Annotated in this window: 14 protein-coding genes; 7 read left to right on the plus strand and 7 right to left on the minus strand. The window is 57.1% G+C overall.

Annotation, left to right across the window (positions count from 1 at the left end; all coding sequences use genetic code 11):
* Window positions 1-41: 41 nt before the first annotated feature.
* The 3 genes from SWE17_RS11450 to SWE17_RS11460 form a co-directional block, all read right to left on the minus strand.
* Window positions 42-1,334, minus strand: coding sequence for a TRAP transporter large permease (locus tag SWE17_RS11450; protein WP_322993230.1), 1,293 nt, complete (start codon window positions 1,332-1,334; stop codon window positions 42-44).
* Window positions 1,331-1,813, minus strand: coding sequence for a TRAP transporter small permease (locus SWE17_RS11455; protein WP_322993231.1), 483 nt, complete (start codon window positions 1,811-1,813; stop codon window positions 1,331-1,333). Before SWE17_RS11455 ends, SWE17_RS11450 begins: the two co-directional genes overlap by 4 nt.
* An 87-nt stretch (window positions 1,814-1,900) precedes the next feature.
* Window positions 1,901-2,923: a TRAP transporter substrate-binding protein gene (locus tag SWE17_RS11460; RefSeq protein ID WP_322993232.1), complete on the minus strand. Its 1,023-nt coding sequence runs from the start codon at window positions 2,921-2,923 to the stop codon at window positions 1,901-1,903.
* Between the two features lie 289 nt (window positions 2,924-3,212).
* On the opposite strand from SWE17_RS11460, the gene SWE17_RS11465 reads away from it, so the two are divergent.
* The 5 genes from SWE17_RS11465 to SWE17_RS11485 all read left to right on the plus strand — a co-directional run bounded on the left by SWE17_RS11465 (window position 3,213) and on the right by SWE17_RS11485 (window position 8,994).
* Window positions 3,213-3,968, plus strand: a complete 756-nt coding sequence (locus tag SWE17_RS11465; RefSeq protein WP_100171752.1) for an electron transfer flavoprotein subunit beta/FixA family protein — start codon at window positions 3,213-3,215, stop codon at window positions 3,966-3,968.
* 12 nt (window positions 3,969-3,980) lie between these two features.
* A complete protein-coding gene (locus tag SWE17_RS11470; RefSeq protein ID WP_322993233.1) occupies window positions 3,981-4,913 on the plus strand; it encodes an electron transfer flavoprotein subunit alpha/FixB family protein in 933 nt (310 codons plus the stop codon).
* A gap of 87 nt (window positions 4,914-5,000) precedes the next feature.
* Window positions 5,001-6,791 carry an acyl-CoA dehydrogenase gene (locus SWE17_RS11475; protein WP_322993234.1) on the plus strand — a complete coding sequence of 597 codons (1,791 nt, stop codon included), beginning with the start codon at window positions 5,001-5,003 and terminating at the stop codon, window positions 6,789-6,791.
* Between the two features lie 33 nt (window positions 6,792-6,824).
* Window positions 6,825-7,778: a nitronate monooxygenase family protein gene (locus SWE17_RS11480; protein WP_322993235.1), complete on the plus strand. Its 954-nt coding sequence runs from the start codon at window positions 6,825-6,827 to the stop codon at window positions 7,776-7,778.
* Window positions 7,779-7,815: 37 nt separating this feature from the next.
* Complete coding sequence (locus SWE17_RS11485; RefSeq protein WP_322993236.1) at window positions 7,816-8,994, plus strand: acyltransferase family protein; 1,179 nt, start codon at window positions 7,816-7,818, stop codon at window positions 8,992-8,994.
* A gap of 17 nt (window positions 8,995-9,011) precedes the next feature.
* On the opposite strand, the gene cphA (SWE17_RS11490) is transcribed toward SWE17_RS11485, so the two are convergent.
* Window positions 9,012-11,588 carry a cyanophycin synthetase gene (gene cphA, locus SWE17_RS11490; RefSeq protein ID WP_322993237.1) on the minus strand — a complete coding sequence of 859 codons (2,577 nt, stop codon included), beginning with the start codon at window positions 11,586-11,588 and terminating at the stop codon, window positions 9,012-9,014.
* A 47-nt stretch (window positions 11,589-11,635) separates the two neighbouring features.
* The gene (gene cphA, locus SWE17_RS11495; RefSeq protein ID WP_322993238.1) at window positions 11,636-13,810 is read right to left on the minus strand and encodes a cyanophycin synthetase; all 2,175 of its coding nucleotides are present in this window, start codon (window positions 13,808-13,810) and stop codon (window positions 11,636-11,638) included.
* A gap of 167 nt (window positions 13,811-13,977) precedes the next feature.
* Between cphA (SWE17_RS11495) and SWE17_RS11500 the strand changes: the two genes are divergently transcribed.
* Both SWE17_RS11500 and SWE17_RS11505 read left to right on the plus strand, forming a co-directional pair.
* Complete coding sequence (locus SWE17_RS11500) at window positions 13,978-16,287, plus strand: ABC transporter ATP-binding protein (protein ID WP_322993239.1); 2,310 nt, start codon at window positions 13,978-13,980, stop codon at window positions 16,285-16,287.
* Window positions 16,284-16,748: a DUF1854 domain-containing protein gene (locus SWE17_RS11505; protein WP_322993240.1), complete on the plus strand. Its 465-nt coding sequence runs from the start codon at window positions 16,284-16,286 to the stop codon at window positions 16,746-16,748. Before SWE17_RS11500 ends, SWE17_RS11505 begins: the two co-directional genes overlap by 4 nt.
* Window positions 16,749-16,826: 78 nt before the next feature.
* Here the strand turns inward: SWE17_RS11505 and dnaJ are convergent, their stop codons facing one another.
* Together dnaJ and dnaK are read right to left on the minus strand one after the other, a co-directional pair.
* A complete protein-coding gene (gene dnaJ / locus SWE17_RS11510; protein ID WP_322993241.1) occupies window positions 16,827-17,969 on the minus strand; it encodes a molecular chaperone DnaJ in 1,143 nt (380 codons plus the stop codon).
* A gap of 102 nt (window positions 17,970-18,071) precedes the next feature.
* The gene (gene dnaK, locus SWE17_RS11515; protein ID WP_322993242.1) at window positions 18,072-19,997 is read right to left on the minus strand and encodes a molecular chaperone DnaK; all 1,926 of its coding nucleotides are present in this window, start codon (window positions 19,995-19,997) and stop codon (window positions 18,072-18,074) included.
* Window positions 19,998-20,109: the final 112 nt, after the last annotated feature.

The raw sequence follows: 20,109 nt of genomic DNA on the forward strand, positions 1-20,109 counted from the left end.
ACACCCTGGGGTGTGCCTTGGGAGTTTGAAGTTCTGAGTGCTCAGTCCATCATGGATGGCAACCACAAGCTCAGACCCGGGAAAGCCAGCAAGATCCCCAGGGTGATGACCAGCACCAACACCAAAGGCCAGACACCACGGAAGATGGTCATCAAGCCAACTTTGGGCAACAAGGTGTTGAGCACAAAAAGGTTCATGCCCACAGGTGGCGAGATCAAGCCAATTTGGATGACCATCACGATCAACACGCCGAACCAGACCGGATCAAAGCCCAGTTGAATCACGATGGGGAAGAACAAGGGAATGGTCAGCAAGACCATGGTGAGCTCTTCCATCACGGTGCCAAGCAACACGTATATCAGCATCATGGCGCCGACGATCATGATGGGCGATAAGCCAAGACCCGTGATCCAATCTTTCAACTCAAAAGGCAAGCTGGTGTAGTTCACGAAGTTGGCAAAAATCGTGGCGGCAATCAGCAAGGTAAACAGCATCGCGGTCGTTCTGGCGGACTCGATGAGCACCTGGAGCAGCACTTCTTTGGTCAATGCTTTGCGCCCCAATGCAAACAGGAAAGCGCCCATGGCGCCCATGCCGGCACCTTCTGTGGCGGTGAAGAAACCGCCATAAATGCCACCCAGTACGACGAAAACCAGCAGCAACACGCCCCAAATACCGCGCAAAGCAGCCCAGCGCTGTGCCCATGTGAACTTTTCACCTGGAGGCGCGTGTTCGGGGTCGCGTGAAGTCATGATGACCACGGCAACCATCATCAAGATGGCCGTCAGGATGCCCGGAATAACACCTGCCGCAAACAGTTTCCCGATGTGGGTTTCCGTGATGATGCCGTAGATCACCATGATGGTAGAGGGCGGAATCATGATCCCCAAGGTGCCGCCAGCCGCGATCACACCCGTGGACAGCGCATCGCTGTACCCGATCTTTTTCATCGAGGGGTAGGCCACTTTGCTCATGGTGGCGGCGGTGGCAATGGATGAACCACAAATGGCACCAAAACCAGCACAAGCTGCAATGGTGGCATGCGCCAACCCACCCCGGCGGTGGCCAATGAAAGTGTAGGCCGCATGGAAAAGTTCATGCGCCAAGCCTGCGCGGGCCACAAAATTGCCCATGAGGATGAACAGTGGAATCACCGACAAGGTGTAAGCAAAACCCGTCTCATGAACGACTTGCGCGGTACTGGCCAGGGCTGGCATCCAGCCGCGTGTTAGACCAATGCCAACGATACCCACCAGGCCCATAGAAAAAGCCAAGGGCATGCGCATGAGGGCGAGCACAAAAATGGCGGCAAATCCAAGCAATGCTTCGGTCACAGTGTGCCTCCTTCAGACGCATCATCTTCGGTAGGCCAGAATGCTTTGACCAAGTGAACCAAGGCTGTTAGCCCACACAGCAAACCCATGCCTTGAATGAAAGGCGATTTGGCGATTTTCAGCTGTGCCGTTGTTTCTCCGGTGACCGCAAAATCGGCACCTGTGTTCCACATCAGATAAGCCAGTCCCAGCAGCAAGGCGGCACAAACGATGTCCACCAAGGCCCGTTGAACGCGCTGAAACCAATTGGGAAGTATGGCGTCCAGTGAGTCGAAGACCACATGTTCGCCTTTGAGAGAAACCAGAGGCAGTGCACCAAAAATCACCACCACCATCAGCAATTCGGTCAACTCCAACGAGCCCGTGATGGATTGAGACAACAGTTTTCGGCCCGAGACATCGAGAAACGTCAGCAACATGATGGCCAACAAAGCCAATCCTGCCAAGGTTCCACAGACAATTTCCAGAGATTTTTTCACTCGACATTCCTAAAAAAAACGGTACCTGCTATTTTGGCAGGTACCGTTATTTCACCACGGTGGGTGACTTGACCAACGCACTGACGCTTATTTTTGCTTTTGCAATTTGGCGATTTCAGCGCGGAACTCTGACAGGGCACCAGAGGGGTCTTTCAGGCCTTTGGCTTTGGCTGCCTGTGCCCAGTCGCGCTCCAATTTGCTGACGCGAACTGTGACGCCGCTGATGAAGCCATTGTTGGCTTTGATGACCTTCACGCCGTTCTTTTGCATGTTGGCCAAGGCCAGATCGTCCACACGGTCCCAAGATTTGCCAAAGCGGCTGGCCACAGCGTCACCAGACAACTCATCCACAGCCTTTTTGTCTTCAGCCGACAGGCTGTTGTATTTGGCTGGGTTCATCATGAAGACGAAGCTGGTGTTGTACAGGCCGCCTGGGAATGTGGTGGCGTGCTTGATGATTTTGTCGATTTTGAAAGAGTCGGTTGACTCTGCTGGGAACAAAGTGCCATCCATGACACCGCTGGAGAGCAACTCATAAGAGTCTGGTGCAGGTTTGAGGGTGACGTTCATGTCCAGAGTCTTGGTGATCTCGTTCACCATTCCACCACCCACACGGAACTTCAGGCCCGACAAGTCTTCGACTTTCTCAATGGGCTTTTTGGTGTTGAACACGATGCCTGGGCCATGGGTGAAATAGCCCAACACTTTCACGCCTTGGTGCTCGGCTGTGAATTCAGGGTGTTTGCTGGCAATGCGGTTAAAAGCCACTGACAGTGGCTCAGCACGGTCGCCCAGGAAGGGGAACTCGGCCATTTGTGTCAAAACAAAACGGCCGGGGGTGTAACCATGTACGGTGAAGGACACGTCAACCAAGCCGTTTTTCACGGCATCAAAAGTTCCGGGTGCAGGGGTGACGGCACGGGGCAAGATGTTGCAGCGAACACGGTTGGATGTTTTGGCAGTCAGTGCATCGCACCAATCTTTTTGCGCCATGGTCAAGCCGTGTGTGGGTGGTACCCAGCTGGAGACCGTCAATACGGTTTGAGCCTGGACAACACCAGTCAAGCTGGTCAAGGCCAGTGCAGCCATGGAAATCAGGGTTTTCTTCATGTGGAAGCTCCGTTTAATTGGTTACAAAACATAATCTAAACGGTATTGGGGGCAGACTGAATCCATGCTTACCCTGATTTCCCGACCTTTTGGTCGGTTAATTGTTGCCATGTGCGTCTTAAAAAACATGGGCAATGTAAAAAAATTCGAACGACCGTGCTTTTTTATCGATAATGGCGGGTCTGGTGTGATGTTTTCGTGCACAATTGACGTATACGTCAATCGCGAAGTTCGTCTGCGTTACGCAACCATGTTTGACCTGTTTTGATCTTTCAATGGAGAAGTTTTCATGAAAATTTTGGTTCCCGTGAAGCGGGTCGTGGACTACAACGTCAAGGTCCGAGTCAAATCCGATGGTTCAGGTGTGGACATTGCGAACGTCAAGATGAGCATGAACCCCTTTGACGAAATCGCCGTCGAAGAAGCCGTTCGCCTGAAAGAAAAAGGGTTCGCTACCGAAGTCATCGCTGTGTCCTGTGGCGTGGCCCAATGCCAGGAAACCTTGCGTACCGCCATGGCCATTGGCGCCGATCGCGGCATCTTGGTTGAGACTCCCGCTGATTTGGACTTGCAGCCTCTGGCTGTGGCCAAGTTGCTCAAAGCCTTGGTGGACAAAGAGCAACCCGGCTTGATCATTCTGGGTAAGCAAGCCATTGACGACGACTGCAACCAGACGGGTCAGATGTTGGCCGCTTTGGCCGATTTGCCACAAGCCACATTCGCCAGCAAGGTCGAGATCGTCGACGGCAAAGCCCAAGTGACCCGCGAGATCGACGGTGGCTTGGAAGTTTTGTCCATCAGTCTGCCTGCGGTGGTGACCACCGATCTGCGCTTGAACGAGCCGCGCTACGTGACGCTGCCCAACATCATGAAGGCCAAGAAAAAGCAACTCGACAACTTCAAGCCTGAAGACTTGGGCGTCGATGTGGCCCCCCGCATCAAGACCCTGAAAGTGGCCGAGCCTGCCAAGCGCAGCGCTGGTATCAAGGTGCCCGATGTCGCCACCCTGGTGGACAAGCTCAAGAACGTGGCCAAAGTGATCTAAGGACTGAAGAACATGACATCCCTCGTTATTGCAGAACACGACAACGCCTCCATCAAAGGCGCAACTTTGAACACCGTCACAGCCGCAGCAGCTTGCGGTGGAGACGTGCATGTGCTGGTCGCAGGCCACAATGCAGGTGCTGCGGCTGCAGCTGCCGCCCAAATCGCAGGCGTTGCCAAAGTCATCCACGCCGACAGTGAGGCGCTGGCCCATGGTCTGGCTGAAAACGTCGCAGCCCAAGTGATCGCCATCGCCGCCAACTACAGCCACATCCTTTTCCCCGCGACTGCCGCTGGCAAAAACGTGGCTCCTCGCGTGGCCGCCAAGCTCGACGTCGCCCAAATCAGCGATGTGACGCAAGTCATCTCGGCCGACACTTTCGAGCGCCCAATTTATGCGGGTAACGCCATCGCGACTGTGCAAAGCACGGACGGCACCAAAGTCATCACCGTGCGCACCACCGGCTTTGACGCCGCAGCCGCCACAGGTGGCAGTGCCGCAGTGGAAAGCGCCGCTGCACAAGCCGACAGCGGCAAGAGCAGCTTCACGCGCAGTGAAATCGCCAAGAACGACCGCCCCGAACTCACGGCCGCCAAGATCATCGTCTCCGGCGGCCGCGCATTGGGCAGCTCGGAAAAGTTCAACGAAGTGATGACGCCGCTGGCCGACAAGCTGGGCGCCGCCATCGGTGCCAGCCGCGCAGCGGTCGATGCGGGTTACGCTGCCAACGACCTGCAAGTGGGTCAGACCGGCAAGATCGTGGCGCCTCAGCTGTATGTCGCTTGCGGCATTTCGGGCGCGATCCAGCACTTGGCGGGCATGAAGGACTCCAAGGTGATCGTGGCGATCAACAAGGACCCAGAAGCGCCGATCTTCAGCGTGGCGGACTTTGGCCTTGAGGCCGATTTGTTCGCGGCTGTGCCTGAGTTGACCAACGCACTGTGATGATTCGACGATAGCAAAAAAGGCCTCCAAGAGAGGTCTTTTTTGTACCCAACCCCCATCTCCTCTGACCATGAACGGAATCAAGACATGAGTTACATCGCTCCCCTCAAGGACATGCTTTTCAACATCGAGCATTTGGCTCGCATTGATCAGATCGCGCAGATCCCCGGCTTTGAAGATGCGGGTTTGGAAACGGCGCAAGCGGTGCTCGAAGAGTGTGCCAAGCTCAACCAGGACGTGATCTCGCCCCTGAACTGGGAAGGCGACAAAAACCCGTCCTTCCACAACGGCAGTGGCGTGACCACCACGCCTGGCTTCAAAGAGGCTTACCAACAGTACGCCGAAGGCGGCTGGCAAGGCCTGCAGCACCCGGCCGACTTTGGCGGCCAAGGCCTGCCCAAAACCATTGGCGCAGCTTGCGGCGAAATGCTCAACTCGGCCAATATGGCTTTTGCGTTGTGCCCCTTGCTCACCGATGGCGCAATCGAAGCGTTACTGACCGCGGGTTCCGACGAACTCAAAGCCACCTATCTGGAAAAGCTGATCTCTGGACAGTGGACTGGCACGATGAACTTGACCGAGCCACAAGCGGGATCAGACTTGGCCGCCGTGCGCACCCGCGCCGAGCCTCAGCCCGATGGCACCTACAAAATTTTCGGCACCAAGATTTACATCACCTACGGTGAACACGACATGGCCGAGAACATCGTGCACCTGGTGTTGGCCCGTGTGGTGGGCGCACCGGAAGGCGTCAAAGGCATCAGCCTTTTCGTGGTGCCCAAATTCATGGTCAAGGCCGATGGCGCTTTGAGCGATCGCAACGACGTGCACTGCGTGAGCATTGAGCACAAGATGGGCATCAAGGCCAGTCCGACAGCGGTTTTGCAGTTCGGCGACAACGGCGGTGGCGTGGGCTTTTTGGTGGGTCAGGAAAACCGCGGCCTCGAATACATGTTCATCATGATGAATGCGGCCCGTTATGCGGTGGGTGTGCAGGGCATCGCGATTGCCGAGCGCTCTTACCAGCGTGCCGTGCAGTACGCCCGCGACCGCGTGCAAAGCCGCCCAGTGGACGGCAGCTTACCCGCTGCTGGCCCCATCATTCACCACCCCGATGTGCGCCGCATGCTGATGACCATGCGCGCCTACACCGAAGGTTGCCGCGCCATGGCGGCCACGGCCGCTGCGGCCTACGACGCCTCGCACCACCACCCCGATGCCGAGGTGCGCAAGCAAAACGCCGCGTTCTACGAATTCATGGTGCCGTTGGTCAAGGGCTACAGCACCGAGATGAGCTTGGAAGTCACCAGCCTGGGCGTGCAGGTGCACGGCGGCATGGGCTTCATTGAAGAAACCGGCGCTGCGCAGTATTACCGCGACGCCAAGATCCTGACCATTTACGAAGGCACGACCGCCATTCAGGCCAATGACTTGGTAGGCCGCAAAACCGCACGCGACGGCGGCCAAACCGCCAAAGCACTGGCTGCGCAAGTGGCCCAGACCGAAAGCGAACTCGCCGCTTCTGGCAACGCTGACGCGCAGGCCGTGGCCCGTCGCCTCAAAGCCGCCCGCGAAGCCTTTGTGGACGTGGTCGAGTTTGTCGCGGGCAACACCAAGGCCCACCCCAACGACGTGTTTGCAGGCAGCGTGCCTTACCTCATGCTAGCGGGTAACCTGATGGCCGGCTGGCAAATGGGCCGGGCCTTGTTGGTGGCCCTCACACCCGAGGCGCAAGCTCAAGACGCTGCCTTCATGGCTGCCAAGGTCACCACCGCGCGTTTTTACGCCGACCACATCCTGTCCAAAGCTCCCGGCATCCGCGACAGCATCGTTGAAGGTGCGGGTAGCGTGACCGCCATGGCGCTCGACGCATTCTGATTTCGATTTCAAAAATAATCTTTAGGAGACAACATGTCCAAGCTGCCCTCTGTTCTGGCCAACCTGCCATTTCCCGCCATCGCTTCACCCTTGTTCATCATCAGCAACCCCAAGCTGGTGATTGAGCAGTGCAAGGCGGGCATCGTCGGCTCCATGCCCGCTTTGAACGCTCGCCCTGCCGCGCAACTCGAAGAGTGGTTGATCGAAATCACCGAAACCCTGGCCGCCTACAACAAGGCCAATCCAGACAAACCCGCTGCGCCCTTTGCCATCAACCAGATCGTGCACAAGAGCAATGACCGCCTTGAACACGACATGGCCATGTGCGTGAAGTACAAAGTGCCGATCATCATCACCTCGCTGGGCGCTCGCGAAGAAATCAACGAGGCCGCCCACAGCTACGGCGGCGTGGTGTTGCACGACATCATCAACAACAAGCACGCGCACAAGGCGATTGAAAAAGGTGCAGATGGCCTGATCGCTGTGGCTGCGGGTGCTGGTGGCCATGCGGGTGTCAAGAGCCCGTTTGCCTTGATTCAGGAAATCCGTCAGTGGTTTGATGGCCCGGTGGCTCTGTCAGGTTCTATTGCCTCGGGCGACGCGATTTTGGCCGCGCAGGCCATGGGCGCAGACTTTGCCTACATTGGTTCGGCCTTCATCGCGACCCTAGAGGCCCGAGCCACAGACGATTACAAGCAAGCCGTAGTGGATTGCGACTCGGATGACATCGTCTTGAGCAATCTGTTCACAGGTGTGCACGGCAACTACCTGGCCCCGTCGATCCGCGCAGCGGGACTGGACCCCGAGAACCTGCCCGAGTCTGACCCCAGCAAGATGAACTTTGGCGGTGACGCCAAAAAGGCCTGGAAAGACATCTGGGGCTGCGGTCAGGGCATTGGCGCGATCCAGTCGGTGCAAAGCACGGCAGATCTGGTGGCCCAGTTCAAGGCGCAGTACCAAGCTGCTCGCGCCCGTTTGGCACTCTGACCTCGACCGACCCACACCAACTTCTCCGGGAAGCGACTTGCGCACTTCGCGCATCACCGCGCCACAGCATGCGTTGGGGCGCTCTTTTTTGATCGATGCGATCAAGGCCACGGGTTGCCTGTTGATTGTGTTGCACCACATGGCTTTTTACGGGCCGATGTCGGATGTGGTGGCCAATGCCTGGCCAGCCGTGGTGCGCTGGCTTTATGACCATGGCCGCTTCGCCGTCCAGCTGTTTTTGGTGTGTGCAGGTTTTCTCACGGCCAACCACTTGGCCCGCTTGGAGACGCTGTCTTTGACGGACGCCTTCAAGTTGGCGGGTAACCGTTATCTGCGTTTGGCGATCCCCTTGCTGGCGGCGCTCAGTTTCACTGTGCTTGTCACAGAGTGGGTGCGCCCCAGTTTTGACCACGCCAGCTTATCGGACACGCCCGATTGGGGGCAGGCTTTGGCGCACATGTTGTTGCTGCAGCATCTCTTGGACATGGACGCCTTGTCAGCGGGCATTTGGTATGTGGCCATTGATTTTCAGCTGTATGCCATGACTTTGCTCAGCTTGTGGATGGTGAGTCTCTGTCGTTCCGCTCAAGCTTTGTATTCGGTCAGAGCCATGCGCTTGGGGCTGTGGTGCGTTCTGACCACGGCGTCTTGGTGGTGGTGGAATCTGGATGCTGATCTTGACGACCATGGCGTGTATTTTTTTGGGGCCTATGGTTTGGGTCTATTGGCTTGGGAGATCAGATCTTGGTCAAGCCACAGTTCACCCTCAACACATCAAAAATGGGCGTTGTGGCTTGGCTTGCTGGTCTTGTGGCTTGTCGCATGGTGGCTGGGCCCCAGGTGGCGAATGGCTGTGGCCTTTGGCATCACGGCTTTGTTGATCGCTGCGCCAGCACATTGGTTCTTTGGTGATGTCTTGTCTCAATCACCCTGGCGTCGGGGTGTGGAGTGGGTATCTGGCGTGTCCTATTCGGTATTCCTGATGCATTTTGGCGTGAGCTTGGCCATCAGCGCATGGATCACTGCCGCGTGGCCCGATGTTCTCTGGGCCAATGCGATGGGCATGCTGCTGTCATTGCTGGTGTCTTTGGGCTGCGGGGGAATGCTCTACCGATTCGTGGAGCGCCAAGCACCGACATGGTGGCATTGGTGGGTTTGGGCCGGGTTTTTCAAGGCCAGCGTGGCGCTGACCGTGCTCATCAACCCAGTGGGCTGATGCGCACGGTGTAGCCCTCAATTGGCTTTGCTGGCTTGGACTTTTTCAGTGATGTAGGCCAAAGCCTCTTCCACTTGATCGATCAAGATCAAACACAAATCGCCCGGTGACAAGCGCGCAAGCGCTGTGTCAATGGCGTTGAATTCGCCCTGAATGTCTTGCACATGGGTGGTGCGAACAGCGCCTTGCAAACCCTCTCGCAGCAAAGCAATGACCTCGCCGTCTTCACGCCCACGTTGGCAGGCGTCTTGGTAAAGCAGCACTTCGTCAAACGCCTGGCCCAAGATTTTGGTCTGGTCGCGGATGTCTTGGTCACGGCGGTCGCCCGCACCACTGATGACCACCATGCGCTTTTTGGCGGGCATGTTGTCCACGGCTTGCACCAAGGCTTGAATGGCATCTGGGTTGTGGCCGTAGTCGGCAATCAGGGTGGCCCCACGGTAATCGAACACGTTGAAGCGGCCAGGGACGCCCTGGATGTCGCTGATGAAGGTGGCCACGCCTTGAGCGATCGCATCCCAAGGAACACCAACAGCCCAAGCCGCACCAATGGCGGCTATGACGTTTTCGGTCTGGAACCCAATTTGGCCTTGCCGGGTGATCGGCACTTGTGACAGCGGTATGCGCAGCACCTGTTTGCCTTTTTGGGCCACGATATGGCCGTCTTCGGTGAACACCACTCGTTTGCCTTGCGCCCGGTGTGTGGCCAAGACAGGGTGATTGCCATCGAGTGCAAAAAAGGTCACTTCGCCCGGGCAGTGGGGCGCCATGAAGGCCACTGCCGGATCTGCGGCGTTGAGCACGGCCATGCCGTTTTGCTCTACGTTGAGCACAATCACGCGCTTGAGCACGGACAAGTCTTCAAGGGTGGTGATGTAGTTCAGGCCCAAGTGGTCACCGCCGCCCATGTTGGTCACGATGGCCACGTTGCAGCGGTCAAAGGCCAGGCCTTCTCGCAGCAGACCGCCGCGGGCGGTCTCAAAAACAGCGGCATCCACATCAGGGTGCATCAGCACGTTGCGGGCGCTGCGCGGACCGCTGCAGTCGCCCGAGTCGGTTTGACGCCCGTTGACATACACACCGTCCGTGTTGGTCATGCCCACGCGCAATCCTTGTGTTTTGAGCAGGTGCGCAGTCAGGCGCACGGTCGTGGTTTTGCCGTTGGTGCCCGTGACCGCGATCACGGGGATACGGCCTGTTGAACCATTCGGAAACATCTGGTCAATCACGGCATTGCCCACGTCTCGGCCTTTGCCATACGATGGGCTGATGTGCATGCGCAAGCCTGGCGCGGCGTTGACCTCCACGATGCCACCGTTCTGCTCTTCCAGGGGGCGCAAAACGGATTCGCACACCACGTCGACACCGCAAATATCGAGGCCTACCATTTGGGCCGCTTCCACCACTCGCGCAGCCACCTCAGGGTGCACGTCGTCGGTCACATCTGTGGCGCTGCCCCCCGTCGACAGGTTGGCGTTGTTGCGCAAAATCACGCGGCGCCCTTTTTCGGGGACCGATTCGGGCTCCAAATCTTGTGCGTGCAAACGGCCAATGGCGATGTCGTCAAACCGGATTTTGGTCAGCGAAGTCGAGTGACCTGTGCCACGGCGAGGGTCAGCATTCACCAAATCCACCAGTTGGCGAACTGTGTGTTTGCCGTCGCCGACAACCAAGGGCGGCTCGCGGCGGGCCGCAGCGATAAGTTTGTTGCCCACCACCAGCAAACGGTAATCGCTGCCCGGCAGGAACTTTTCGACCATCACCGTCCCATAGCGTTCAGCTGTGGCGTAGGCCTTGTCGAAAGTGGCGCGTTCGGTGATGTTGACGGAAACGCCTTTGCCCTGGTTGCCGTCTTGTGGTTTCACGACCACAGGCAGCCCCACTTCGAGGGCGATGGCCCAGGCTTCGTCTGGGGTTTCGGCCGGGCGCCCCAAGGGCACGGGCACACCCGCCGCATGCAGCAGTTTTTTGGTCAGGTCTTTGTCTTGGGCAATCGATTCGGCGATGGCACTGGTGGAGTCCACTTCGGCCGCTTGGATGCGACGCTGTTGAGAGCCCCAGCCAAATTGAACCAAGCTGCCATCGGTCAAGCGCCGAAATGGAATGCCTCGTGCCACGGCCGCATCCACGATCGCCCCGGTCGAGGGACCCAAGCGGACGTCTTCGTCCAGTTCGTGCAATTGCGCCAGTGCGCTTTCAAGGTCAAAACCGTGACCCGCCATGGCGGCTTGACAAAGCTTTTCGGCCAATTCGAGCGCCAAGCGACCCACAGCTTCTTCGGAATACTGCACCACCACTTGGTAAACACCAGATTCTTCAGTAGCCGTGGTGCGGCTGAAAGTCACTGGGCAGCCAGCGTGGGCTTGCAATGCAAGTGTGACTTTTTCGAAGGCATGGGCCATGGATGGCGATTGGCCTGGGCGTGTGCCCTCAATGGGACCCACCTCGGGGAAGATGCGGCGCAAGCGCTGCTCGATCGGATGGTTAGAAGCCAAGCTGCGCTCGGCTTCATGGCAGGTCACGATGGCTTCTATGGCCGTGTGACGGCTCCACAAATTGGGACCGCGCAGAGCGCGAATTCTTGACACTTCCATGAACCGGGATTCCTTTGATGCGCGAGGGCCAGAGGGCACTTGAGGCGTTAATGAGAGGTGTTCTGGCCGAAGCTTTTGATGCCGGCGCGGATCAGGTCTGTTCCGATGTCCAAGGCCCAAGCCACGCAAGCTGCAACCAACATGTCGGTGGTGCCCAGCTTGCCATCTTGCAACAAGCGAGCCACGGCGGGGCGTTTGATCGACAGCACCATCGACTCGCGCTGACCTTCACACAGCATCAGCTGCCCGTCACGCCAAAAACCGACACGACCACCTTGTTCTCGGTGGGCCAGCAATCGGGGCGTGTTCTCATCATCGGCATAAAAAATCACGCCGCCATCGCTGTAGCTGGCCAATTCGGCCACTTGTGCATCTGCCGCATGGAGGACGGCCGTGCCGTGGGGCAGCACCACATCAATTTGGGTGCGCACATAGTTGGGCATTTTTTCGTCACTGCCGGGGTACAGATCGTCCAGGCCCTGAGCCTTGGGCATGCTGGTGACCACGCCCACTTGGCAGCGGTCATAAGGCAGGCCTTCGGCCAGCAAATGGCGTGCATCGCTTTCAAACACCGCCACTTGAGCCGAACGGTTGATCAACAGCCTTTGGGCATTGTCCCAATCCATGCCATCTTGGTTTTGAAGCTGGCGCTGATTCATGAACAAGCCGTCCGCACAAGCCAAACCGGTGTAGAGGCCCTTCAGGTGCAATAACCAAGACACCAACTTGGCCGGGCGAGTGGTGTCGCCATTGCCCATGAAGCCCACAACAGGAATACGGCCCGTCTCAGAGGGTTTGAACAAATGGTTGGCGATGGCTTGACCCACCGGGCGCGGTTTGCCAGAGGCGGGCTTCAGGTGCATCAACAAGCCGGGGCCTGCGTTGACTTCGACAATTGCACCGCCTTGAGCCGCCAAGGGCTGTGAAATATCTTGCGCCACCAAATCGACACCCGCGATGTCCAAGCCAACGACGCGTGCAGCCAAAACGGCCAGTGCGGCCACATCGGGGTGAACCTCATCGGTCACATCCAAAGCCATGTTGCCAGTGCGCATGATCAAAACGGCGCGGTCTTTTTCAGGCACGCTGTCGGCCGTCAGGCCTTGACGCTTGAGCTCGAGCACGGAGGTGGTGTGTTCGTCCAGCCGGATGGTGTCGAGTGGAAAGTCTTCTTCTTCGCCACGGCGGGGGTCGGAGTTGATCTGCAACTCGATCAGTTCGGCCACGGTGTGCACACCATCGCCCACCACGCTGGCGGTTTCACCTTTGTTGGCAGCTGCCACATGGTCGCCGACCACCAAGAGTCGGTGTTCCTCGCCCAAAATGAAGCGCTCCACAATGACTTCGCTGCCTTCGGCCAGTGCAATGTCGTAGGCGGCGGCAATGTCTTCCTGTTTGGAGAGCTCCAGAGATACGCCTCGGGCATGGTTGCCATCGGTCGGTTTGACACACACCGGCAAGCCGATGTCTTGAGCCGCTTCCCAAGCGGCCATGGGGCTGTCCACGATTTGGCCTTCAGGCACAGGCACGCCACACATGCTGAGCAATTGCTTGGTCAGGTCCTTGTCTTTGGAAATGCCTTCAGCAATGGCGCCAGTGCGGTCGGTTTCGGCTGTCCAGATCCGGCGTTGTTGGGCGCCGTGGCCCAGTTGCACCAAGTTGCCATCGTTCAGGCGGATGGATGGAATGCCGCGGTCGCTGGCGGCATCCACGATGCTGGCCGTGCTGGGCCCAATGCACAGGCTGTCCACCATTTGTTTGAGTCGATTGATTTCGGCATCAACATCAAAAGTACGACCTTCAATGGCCGCCAGAATCAAGTCTCTTGCGGTTTCGAGGGCGCTGCGACTGACGGCCTCATGGCGGGTGCGAATCACGACTTTGTAAATGCCGCGTGGACCGGCTTCTCGGGCTTTGCCAAAGCCGGTTTGCATGCCCGCTTGGGTTTGCAGCTCCAGCGCCACATGTTCCAGCACATGTCCAGCCCAAGTGCCTTGTTCCAGTCGTTGCAGAAATCCACCGCGTTCACCCACACTGCAGCGGTGCTCCACCAGACCAGGCAACCAAGCGGTCAGGCGCTCATTGAAACCTGGAAGGGTGTTGGAGGGAAAGTCTTCTAAGGCACCGATGTCGATCAGGGCTTCTAGGACAGGACGGTAAGTCCAGATATTGGGACCGCGCAAATGGGTCATGCGCAGAAATTGGATGTTGTGAGCGTTCATGGCTGAAAGGGGCGGCGATACAATGGCAAGCCCGTCGTGGCGCTGCTAGATAGCTCAGGATTCAAAAGATACATGGGCAATTCTTGTGCCGTGGTGTGCGACATCCATGGTTGTTTCTTGTCTCGTTGGCCGTCTGGCGCATGCGAGTCGTTTCCGGTTCTTCTTTCATGACATCAACTTCCCCTCTGTCCTCTGCTTCTCGTCAGGTCTTGCCTGATGCATGGCAGGTTGAAGTTCAGTCTTGTCTACAACCCCAAGAAAACGCAACAGCGTGGCTGGAGGTTGACCTTGACAACAGCTTGCGATTCGCCAAAAGTGCCATCATTTTGACCGATCAGCGGGTCTTATATCGGCCTGAAGGCGAAAAAAACTGGTCCACTTTGGCTTTGCAAGCTGGTTTGTCTCTCAAATTGACGGACCACGCAGGTGTGGGTTGCTTGGTCTTGAGCAGTGCCGCTGGCCAATTGGCGGTCTGGCGATTCACTTTGGGCTTGCAAGCGGCCGTGGCGCGATGGGTCGCACAATTTGAGGGGCAACTGGCCCAAAGTGGTGGCACTGAAGAAGGACGCCCCTTGCAAACCGTGCTGTCTGGCTCGGTTTGCCCGGTATGCCAAACCGTCATGGCCGAGGACGATGAGGATTGCCCCAGCTGTGGTCGTGAGGATTTGGCACCCCCGTCGACTTGGACCCTGTTCAAGTTGTGGCGCTTCGCGCATCCTTACAAAGGCTCTTTGCTGGCCGGTTTTTTGTTGACCTTAGCGGCCACAGCGGCCACTTTGGTGCCCCCCTACCTCACCATGCCCTTGATGGACGACATCCTGATCCCTTATCAAAACGGGAAGGATATTGACCCTCAATTGGTGTCTTTGTATTTGTTGGGCTTGTTGGCGTCGGCTTTGTTGGCCTGGGGATTAGGCTGGGCGAAAACCTACATCTTGGCCTTGGTGTCTGAACGCATCGGGGCCGATTTGCGCACCACCACTTATGAGCATTTGCTCAAACTGTCACTCGAATATTTTGGCGGTCGGCGCACGGGTGACTTGATCGCCCGCATCGGCAGCGAGACCGACCGCATCAACGTGTTTTTGTCTTTGCACCTGTTGGATTTTGCGACCGACGTGTTGATGATTTTGATGACGGCTGTGATCTTGTTCACCATCAACCCGACCTTGGCCTTGGTTACTTTGTTGCCCTTGCCATTTATCGCATGGCTGATCCATGTGGTGCGCGAAAAACTGCGCACCGGATTTGAAAAAATCGACCGCGTTTGGGCCGAAGTGACCAACGTGCTCACCGACACCATTCCCGGCATCCGCGTGGTGAAAGCGTTTGCGCAAGAAGACCGCGAAGCCCAACGCTTCAAGGATGCCAACGCACACAACCTGCAAGTCAATGACCGGCTCAACCGTGTGTGGTCGCTGTTCTCACCCACCGTGACCTTGATGACCGAAATCGGCTTGCTGGTGGTCTGGGGTTTTGGGATTTGGTTGGTCTCCGATGACCAAATCACCGTGGGTGTGCTGACCGCATTCTTGGCCTACATTGGCCGCTTTTACAGCCGACTCGACTCCATGAGCCGAATCGTCTCAAACACGCAAAAAGCGGCATCGGGTGCCAAGCGCATTTTTGACATCCTGGACCACGTCTCCAGCGTGCCCGAACCGGTCAACCCTGTGGCTTTGCCTGAACGTGTACAAGGCCACATTCGGGTGCGCGATGCGGGTTTCCGATACGGCAATCGCGCGGTGATCCGCCAGCTCAACCTGGACATCCAACCGGGCCAGATGATTGGTCTGGTGGGTCACAGCGGTTCGGGCAAGAGCACCTTGGTCAACTTGATCTGCCGCTTTTACGACCTGAGTGACGGCGCCATTGAACTCGATGGCACCGACATCCGCCAGCTCAAGGTGGCCGATTACCGCCGCCAAATTGGATTGGTGTTGCAAGAGCCCTTCTTGTTTTTCGGCACCATTGCCGACAACATTGCCTACGGCAAGCCCGACTCAACCCGGGAAGAAATAGTGGCCGCTGCCCGTGCAGCCCACGCCCACGAATTCATCTTGCGCATGCCTCAAGGCTATGACTCGCTGGTGGGTGAGCGGGGGCAGGGCTTGTCGGGCGGAGAGCGCCAGCGTATTTCGATCGCCCGTGCCTTGCTGATCAACCCGCGCATCCTCATTCTGGACGAGGCCACCTCGGCCGTGGACACGGAAACTGAAAAAGAAATTCAGCGTGCGCTGGACAACCTGGTGCGCGGACGCACCACGATTGCCATTGCCCACCGCTTGTCCACCTTGCGCAAAGCCGATCGTCTGGTCGTCATGGACAAAGGTGTCGTGGTGGAAGAAGGGACACACGATGCGTTGATTGAGGCACAAGGCGCTTACTGGCGCTTGTACGAAGCACAGCAGCGCCAGGCTGAAGCTGACACGGTGTTGGGCGGAAGCCTCTCTGAAGAACAAAAGGTGAGTGCATGAACCCGTTCGACCTGCAACGCGATGCCTTCGGCCTTTGGGTGTTGGTGATGCCCGATGGCACGCGCCATTCACCCATCACGGCCTTGCGGGCCTATCCTGTGTCTGCGCCCGATGAAGGCGTGGCGCTGATGGATGCGGAAGGACACGAGATTTTCTGGATCGATGCCTTGGCCCATTTGGCCGAACCCCTGCGTTCACAGGTGGTGCAAGCGCTCAATGAACGGGAATTTTTGCCAGAAATTTTGCAGTTGTCAGCCGTCAGCAGTTTTGCAACGCCCAGCACTTGGTCTGTGCAAACAGATCGGGGTGCTACACAATTTTTGCTCAAGGGCGAAGAAGACATTCGGCGATTGACAGGCACCGTGCTGCTGATCAACGATGCCAACGGCGTGCAATTCATGATCCGTGACTTGGCGGCCATGGACAAACACTCAAGAAAACTGCTGGACCGTTTCCTCTGAAGCCTGGCGCTCTAGGCGGCGTACCAAAGAAAAAGGCTGTTGGTCCATGGTCCAACAGCCTTATATTTAGCTTTGGGCTCAAGCGCCAAAAAAGCCTTTGAGTTTATCGGTCCAGGTTTCTCCACTGGGTTGGTGCTTACCGCCCCCTTTGGTCAATGACTCTTCAAACTCCTTGAGCAGCTTTTTCTGGTGCTCGGTGAGCTTGACAGGTGTCTCTACAGTGATGTGGCAATACAGATCGCCCGGATAGCTACCGCGCACGCCCTTGATGCCCTTGCCGCGCAAACGGAACTGCTTGCCCGTTTGTGTGCCTTCAGGGATGTCGATGGCCGCTTTGCCGCCCAATGTCGGTACTTCTATTTCGCCGCCCAAAGCCGCTTTGGAAAAGCTGATGGGCACGGCGCAATGCAAGTCATCGCCATCGCGCTCAAAAATCGAGTGTTTCTTCAGGCGAATTTCGATGAACAAGTCGCCCGGAGGCCCGCCATTGGTACCCGGTTCACCATTGCCCGCGCTGCGGATGCGCATGCCGTCGTCGATACCTGCCGGGATTTTGACTTCCAGCGTTTTTTGTTTCTTGACTTTGCCTTGGCCATGACAGGTGCCGCAAGGCTCTGGAATGATCTTGCCTGTACCTCGGCAGTTGGGGCAGGTTTGTTGCACGCTGAAAAAGCCCTGGCGCATCTGCACTTGGCCTTGGCCGTTACAAGTGCCGCAAGACTTGACACTGGTTCCTGGCTTGGCGCCAGTGCCGCTGCAGGTGTCGCACGAGTCCCAGCTGGGAATGCGCAGCTGCGAGTCTTTGCCATTGGCGGCTTCTTCGAGCGTGATTTCCATCGCGTAGCTCAGGTCGGCACCGCGGAAAACCTGACGGCCACCCCCTCGACCGCCACGACCTTGGCCACCAAAAATATCACCAAAGATGTCGCCGAACGCATCACCAAAGCCGCCAAAGCCTTCTGCGCCACCGCGCATGTTGGGGTCGACGCCGGCGTGGCCGTGCTGGTCATAGGCCGCGCGCTTTTGGGCGTCCGACAGCATTTCGTAGGCTTCTTTGACTTCCTTGAATTTGGCCTCGGCTTCTTTGGCTTTGGCGTCATCCCCCTGGTTACGGTCAGGGTGGTACTTCATCGCCAGCTTGCGATAAGCCTTTTTGATGTCTTCGTCTGAGGCGTTCTTGGCAACGCCCAGCACTTCGTAAAAATCTCGTTTTGTCGCCATGGGGCAAATCCAACCGTTAGAACAAGAACGCCGCGAAGGCGATTCAGTCACCTGAATCAGCTTGCGCGGCGGGACTGCGGCAAGGCCGCAGAGGGTAGGGTCTTAGCCTTTTTTGACTTCCTTGACTTCAGCATCCACCACATTGTCATCTTGTGGTTGAGCTTCAGCGCCAGATGCAGCAGCACCCGCAGCGGCTTGCTGCGCTTGCATGTCGGCATAAACTTTTTCGCCCAATTTCTGGCTGGCGGTCATCAGGGCTTCGGTTTTGGCTTCGATGGCGTCTTTGTCTTCGCCCTTCAAAACTTCTTCCAGAGCTTTGGTGGCTGCTTCAATCGCTTCTTTTTCAGACGCTTCGATCTTGTCGCCGTGCTCGGTCAGGCTCTTTTTCACGCTGTGGACAGCGGCTTCACCTGCATTGCGTGCTTGCACCAGTTCCAGCTTTTTCTTGTCTTCTTCGGCGTTCAACTCGGCGTCTTTCACCATTTGCTGAATTTCGGCTTCTGACAGACCGGAGTTGGCCTTGATTGTGATCTTGTTTTCTTTGCCGGTGCCCTTGTCTTTGGCGCCCACATGCAAGATGCCGTTGGCGTCAATGTCAAATGACACTTCGATCTGAGGTGTGCCGCGTGCTGCAGGAGGGATGCCTTCGAGGTTGAACTCGCCCAGCGCCTTGTTGCCGCTGGCTATATCGCGCTCACCCTGGAACACCTTGATCGTCACGGCGGGCTGGTTGTCCTCGGCTGTCGAGAAAGTCTGCGCGAACTTGGTCGGGATGGTCGTGTTCTTGGTGATCATCTTGGTCATCACGCCACCCATGGTTTCGATGCCCAAAGACAGGGGGGTCACGTCGAGCAGCAACACGTCGGTGCGGTCGCCTGACAACACTTGACCCTGGATCGCAGCACCCACGGCCACGGCTTCGTCAGGGTTCACGTCCTTGCGCGGCTCTTTGCCGAAGAACTCTTTGACCTTCTCTTGAACCTTGGGCATACGGGACATACCGCCGACCAAGATGATGTCGTCGATGTCGCCAACCGACACGCCTGCGTCCTTGATGGCCATGCGGCAAGGGGCGATGGTGCGCTCGATCAATTCCTCAACCAACTGCTCCAACTTGGCGCGGGTCAGTTTGATGTTCAAGTGCTTGGGGCCTGTGGCATCTGCCGTGATGTAAGGCAAGTTGACGTCAGTCGCAGCGGAGCTGGACAGCTCAATTTTTGCTTTCTCAGCGGCTTCTTTCAAACGTTGCAGAGCCAACACGTCTTTGGCCAAATCAACGCCGGATTCTTTCTTGAATTCGGAAATGATGAAGTCGATGATGCGTTGGTCAAAGTCTTCACCGCCCAAGAAGGTGTCACCGTTGGTGGACAGCACTTCGAATTGTTTCTCGCCATCCACGTCAGCGATTTCGATGATGGACACGTCAAATGTGCCGCCACCCAAGTCATAGACAGCAATCTTGCGATCGCCTTTTTCGGTCTTGTCCAAACCGAAGGCCAATGCTGCTGCGGTGGGCTCGTTGATGATGCGTTTGACATCCAAACCAGCAATGCGGCCTGCATCTTTGGTGGCTTGACGTTGTGCGTCGTTGAAGTAAGCGGGGACGGTGATGACGGCTTCGGTCACTTCTTCGCCGAGGTAGTCTTCGGCGGTTTTCTTCATCTTGCGCAGAATTTCAGCGCTGATCTGTGGGGGGGCCAATTTGTTGCCGCGCACTTCCACCCAGGCGTCGCCGTTGTCGGCTTTGGCGATGGTGTAAGGCATCAGGTCGATGTCTTTTTGGACTTCTTTCTCGGCAAACTTGCGACCGATCAAACGCTTGACCGCGTACAGGGTGTTGCGCGGGTTGGTAACCGCTTGGCGCTTAGCCGATGCGCCGACCAGAATTTCGCCGTCTTCTTGGTACGCAATGATCGACGGGGTGGTGCGAGCGCCTTCGGCGTTCTCGATCACTTTGGTCGTGTTGCCTTCCATGATGGCCACGCACGAGTTGGTGGTGCCCAAGTCAATACCGATGATTCTTCCCATGAGGATGCTCCGAAAAAGTTAGAAATACAGATGGTTTGCAAATGGGGCGGGGTGGAAAATTTTCAAGTCCCCACACTGCAAAAATGGTGATGCCCTCGCCCAAGAGCAGATA

The sequence above is a fragment of the Limnohabitans sp. genome (genome assembly GCF_034680285.1).
Taxonomy (GTDB): domain Bacteria; phylum Pseudomonadota; class Gammaproteobacteria; order Burkholderiales; family Burkholderiaceae_C; genus Limnohabitans_A.